We start from the raw sequence: 5,279 nt of genomic DNA, 5'->3' as shown, positions 1-5,279 counted from the left end.
ATCACGCGGGCCTCGGCCGACAGCGCCTTGGCGATCTCGATGATCTGCTGGTCCGCGATCGACAGGCCCCTGGTCGGCCGGTCGGGGTCGAGGGCGACGCCGAGGCGGTCGAACAGCTCCGCCGTCCGCCGGTGCTGCTCGCGCCGGTCGATCCGGCGCCCGCGGCGCAGCGGCTGCCTGCCCATGAACACGTTCTCGGCCGCGCTGAGGTCGGGGAACTGCACGGGTTCCTGGTGGATCACCGCGACACCGCGCTGCCGGGCGTCGCGCGGCGAGGCGAACCGCACCGGTTCGCCGTCGAGCAGCACCTCACCGGCGTCCGGCCGGTGCTCGCCGCCGATGATCCGGACCACGGTCGACTTGCCCGCACCGTTCTCCCCGGCCAGCGCGTGCACCTCGCCGGCGTGGAGGGAGAGCGAGACGCCGCGCAGTGCCCGCACGGCCTGGAACGACTTGTCGACGTCCCGGAGTTCGAGCAGTGGGCTCACGCTGACCTCGCTCCCCAGAGCGGTCATGAAACGTTTCATTCCACGTCGTTCAAGTTATCCAGGTCACAACGACACGTCAAGGAAACGGCTTCGAGAACCCGGTGCCCGCTCCGGCGGCGGCTTCCGGGCGAAACCGACTGATACGTTTCAGACCATTGCGCCCCCACCGGTGGCGTGTGTACGGTCCCCATCCAGACCGTTACGCAGAGTCGCGGTCGTTCCTGCGTTCCCGCCGCCGGACGTGTCGAAAACAACGTTGTTATCGCACATGTGGAGGTACCGTGCGCGCACAAGCTGTCGGTCGCGGGTTGGCCGCGGTCGTCCTCGCGGCGGCGTCGGTCACGACGTCGGCCGTGGTGGCCGTCCCGACCGCGACATCCGCACCCGCCCAGGCTGTCCAACAGGTCGACCGCCTGAACCGCGGTCTGATCGCGGTCCGGACCGGCTCGGGCAACTACGTCAGTTGGCGGGTGCTGGCGGGTGACGCGCCGGGCACCGCCTTCAACCTCTACCGCGACGGCACGAAGGTCAACGCGACGCCGATCTCGGGTTCGTCGAACTACGTCGACCAGGGCGCCGCGGCCGACGCCGAGTACACCGTCCGACCGGTGGTCGCCGGGGTGGAGCAGGTGAGCGCGGCTGCCGAGGACAAGGCGCTGCGGTTCACCGCGACCCCGGGCGACGTCGGCATCGCGGCCGGCTCGCGCGACGTCCCGTTGCAGATCCCGGCGGGCGGCCGGACGCCCTCCGGGGAGGACTACACCTACACCGCGAACGACGCGAGCGTGGGTGACCTCGACGGCGACGGCCAGTACGAGATCGTGCTGAAGTGGGAGCCGACCAACGCGAAGGACAACTCGCAGTCCGGTTACACGGGCAACGTCTACATCGACGCCTACCGGCTGGACGGCACCCGGCTGTGGCGGATCGACCTGGGCCGCAACATCAGGGCCGGCGCGCACTACACCCAGTTCCAGGTGTTCGACTACGACGGCGACGGCCGGGCCGAGGTGGTCATGAAGACCGCCGACGGCACCCGGTCGGGCACCGGCCAGGTGATCGGCAGCTCGTCCGCCGACTACCGCAACTCGTCGGGCTACGTCCTCAGCGGGCCCGAGTTCCTGACGGTGTTCCGCGGCAGCGACGGCGCGGTGCTCGCCACCGCGGACTTCGTGCCGCCGCGCGGGACCGTGTCGTCGTGGGGCGACTCGTACGGCAACCGGGTGGACCGGTTCCTGGCGGGCACGGCCTACGTGGACGGTTCGCGGCCCAGCATCATCATGGCGCGCGGCTACTACACGCGGTCCGTGATCTCCGCGTGGGACTGGCGCAACGGCCAGCTCACCCGGCGGTGGACGTTCGACAGCAACAGCTCCACCAACGGTTCGGCGTGGGCGGGCCAGGGCAACCACAACCTGTCCGTGGCCGACGTCGACTCCGACGGCCGTGACGAGATCATCTACGGCGCGATGACCGTGGACGACAACGGCGCCGGGCTCTACACCACGCGGCTCGGGCACGGCGACGCGCTGCACGTGAGCGACTTCGTGCCCGGCCGGGCGGGGCTGGAGGTGTTCGACATCCACGAGGGCGGCACCACCGGCTTCGAGCTGCACGACGCCCGCACCGGCGCGATCATCTTCTCCAAGCCGAACAACACCGGCGGCGAGGGCCCGGGTCGCGGCGTGGCCGCCGACATCTACGCGGGCAACGCGGGCGCGGAGTTCTGGGCGACGGGCGGTGGCGCACCGGCGAACCTGCTCAACGCGTCCGGCAACAGCGTGGGCCGCGTCCCGTCGTCGGCGAACTTCGTGATCTGGTGGGACGGTGACGCGCAGCGGGAGCTGCTCGACGGCACGCACATCGACAAGTACGGCACGAGCGGTGACACCCGGCTGCTGACCGGGTCGGGCGTGGCGTCGAACAACGGCACCAAGTCCACGCCCGCGCTGTCGGCCGACATCCTCGGGGACTGGCGCGAGGAGGTCATCTGGCGCACCTCGGACAACACGAAGCTGCGCATCTACTCGACCACCGACACCACCGGCATCTCGCGTCCGTCGCTGATGCAGGACCGCCAGTACCGGGTCGCGGTGGCGTGGCAGAACACCGCGTACAACCAGCCGCCGCACCCGAGCTTCAGCATCGGCTAGTCGGGTGGTCGGACCCCGGTCCGGTTGCGCCCGACGGACGGGGCCGCCTTCTCTCGCACCCGTGCCGGGTGCGCCCGCGGCGGCCCCGCTCCGGCGGGCGTTCGGCTGGTCGGACCGGTGGCTCGACCCGCGGGACGACCCGCGCGGGCGGGGCGGGCCGTACTCGGGTGAGCGGCAGACCCTCGTGCGGTACCTGCGCGACCAGCGGTTGACGGTGGAGCTGAAGTGCGCCGGGCTGGACGCCGGGGGCATGGCACGCCGCTCGGTGCCGCCGTCGGACCTGTCGCTGCTCGGGCTCGTGCGGCACCTGGCGGACGTCGAGCGGTACTGGTTCCGGCGGGTGATGGCCGGTGAGGACGTCACGGCGCACTACATCTCCGCGACCGTCGCTTTCGGCGGCGCGACGGCCGATCCCGAGGTGGTCGAGGACGCGTGGGCCACCTGGCGGGCCGAGGTGGCCTTCGCCGAGCGGTTCGTCGACGCCGCGCCGGACCTGGACGTGCTCGGCGGCGGGAACCCGAAGTACGCCCCGATCCCGTTGCGCGCCGTGCTGGTGCACATGATCGAGGAGTACGCCCGCCACAACGGCCACGCCGACCTCCTCCGCGAGCGGATCGACGGCCGGGTCGGCCAGTAGCCGGGATGGGCAGCAGGCCGGGGTCGACCGGACGCCGGTCCCGGCCTACCCGCGAGGGCTACCGGGCTGTTGCCACGTAGCGGTGGCCGGCGCGGGCGGTGAACGTGATGGAGTCGCCGTCGGGCCGCACCGGCACCTGGCGACCGGTGCCTGCGTCCACCAGCCGGAAACCGGAGCGGAACAGGGTGCTGCGGGCGGTGACAGGGCCGTCCTGGCCCGTGGCCAGGGTGATCTCCCGGGCCGCGCCGCCGGACCACCGCACGTCGACCGTGACGTCACCGCGGGCCCGCAGTCCCGCGTACGAGCCGTCAGGCCACTCCCCCGGCAGGGCCGGCAGCACGTGCACCACGCCGTCCTGGCTCTGCAGCAGCATCTCCGCCACGCCGGAGGTCGCGCCGAAGTTGCCGTCGATCTGGAACGGCGGGTGGGTGTCCCACAGGTTCGGCAGGGTGCTGCCGGTCAGCTGCTCGGCCAGCATCCGGTGCGCGTGGTCGCCGTCCAGCAGCCGCGCCCAGAAGTTGATCTTCCACGCCTTGCTCCACCCGGTGCCCCCGTCGCCGCGCGCGGTCAGCGAGGTCTTCGCGGCCGCCGCCAGCTCGGGGGTCTTGAGCGGGCTGATCGCGTTGCCGGGGAACAGCGCGAACAGGTGCGACACGTGCCGGTGGGTGTTCGCGGGGTCGTCCCAGTCCTCCTTCCACTCCTGCAGCTGGCCCCACGAGCCGATCCGGGTGCCGGGGTCGAGCCGGTCCAGCGCCTCGCGCACCTCGCCGCCGAACGCCGTGTCGCCCACCAGGTCGGCGGCCGGGACGACGTTGGCGAACAGCTGCCGGACGATCTGCTGCGACATGGCCGCGCCCGCCGAGAAGTCGCCCTGCTCGGGCGAGTAGCTCGGCGTCACGACGAGCTTGCCGTCGCGCGGGTCGACCGCCAGGTTGTCCAGCCAGAACCGGGCGAGCTCCTTCATCACCGGGTAGGCCCGCTCGCGCAGGAACCGGCGGTCGCCGGTGAACAGGTAGTGCTCGTAGTAGTGCTGCGCGAGCCACGCGCCCGATTCGGGGAACCAGAACGCGGTCGCCCAGTCGTGCACGCCGGTGAACCCGAACGGGTTGGTCTCGTTGTTGACGACCCAGCCGGAGCTGCCGTGCATCTCGCGGGCGGTGACGGCTCCCGGCTCGCGCAGCTCGTCCACGAAGGAGAACAACGGCCCGGTGGTTTCCGCGAGGTTCGTCGTCTCGGCGGGCCAGTAGTTCATCTGGAGGTTGATGTTCACGTGGTAGTCCGCGCTCCACGGCGGGTTCGCGGAGTTGTTCCAGACGCCTTGCAGGTTCGCGGGCAGCGACCCCGGCCGTGAGGACGAGATCAGCAGGTACCGGCCGTACTGGAAGTACAGGGTCTCCAGCGCTCGGCGGGCGGGGGCCGGCGCGGTGGCGTAACCGCGCAGGAGCTCGTCGGTCGGCACGTCCGCCGGCCGGTGCCCGAGGTCCAGTCGCACGCGGTCGAACAGGGCGCGGTGGTCGCGCTGGTGGGCGTCGAGGAGCCGGTGCCAGCCCTTGACCGAGGCCGCGTCGACGGCCGCCCGCACCCGTTCGTGCGGGTCGGGACCGCGGTAGGTCGGGTAGTCCTCGGCGTAGTCGGTGCCCGCCGCGAACACCAGCACGGCGCTGTCGGCGTCCGCCACGGTGACCGAGCCGTTGGCGTTGTCGATCCGCGCGCCACCCCGGTTGAGCACCTGGAACTGCGACTCGAAGCGCAGGCCGTTGTCGTGCAGCGCCCCGGTGAACGTGGAACGGCCGCCGCTCGCCGTGGTCCGCCGGGAGCGGTTGTCCGGGGCGGTGACCGAGGCGGTGAAGCCGATGCGGCCCGGCCGGTCGGCCGACAGGCGGGCGACGAGGACGCCGTCGACGGCGGTGGCGAAGTACTCGCGGGTGTACCGGACGCGGTCGGCCCGGTTGGTCACGGAGGCTTCCGCGCGGGACAGGTCGAGCGCGCGGCGGTAGTCGG

The 5,279-nt window shown here is 71.9% G+C and carries 4 protein-coding genes; 2 read left to right on the top strand and 2 right to left on the bottom strand.

Features of this window, described 5'->3' with window-relative positions; genetic code table 11:
- The coding region (locus AB0G02_RS27550; RefSeq protein ID WP_360799186.1) for an ATP-binding cassette domain-containing protein at positions 1-515 on the bottom strand (515 nt) is incomplete at its 3' end.
- Between the two features lie 254 nt (positions 516-769).
- Between AB0G02_RS27550 and AB0G02_RS27545 the strand changes: the two genes are divergently transcribed.
- Positions 770-2,641: a rhamnogalacturonan lyase gene (locus tag AB0G02_RS27545; protein WP_360799183.1), complete on the top strand. Its 1,872-nt coding sequence runs from the start codon at positions 770-772 to the stop codon at positions 2,639-2,641.
- 61 nt (positions 2,642-2,702) lie between these two features.
- Positions 2,703-3,278, top strand: coding sequence for a DinB family protein (locus AB0G02_RS27540; protein ID WP_360799180.1), 576 nt, complete (start codon positions 2,703-2,705; stop codon positions 3,276-3,278).
- A 58-nt stretch (positions 3,279-3,336) separates the two neighbouring features.
- On the opposite strand, the gene AB0G02_RS27535 is transcribed toward AB0G02_RS27540, so the two are convergent.
- On the bottom strand, positions 3,337-5,279 hold a 1,943-nt coding region (locus AB0G02_RS27535; RefSeq protein WP_360799177.1), incomplete at its 5' end, for a glycoside hydrolase N-terminal domain-containing protein.

It is taken from the genome of Actinosynnema sp. NPDC023658, from assembly GCF_040639995.1.
In the GTDB taxonomy this organism is placed as follows: Bacteria; Actinomycetota; Actinomycetes; order Mycobacteriales; family Pseudonocardiaceae; genus Actinosynnema.
Note: the sequence above shows the minus strand (reverse complement) of the source record. Positions and strands in the feature narration are given on the sequence as shown.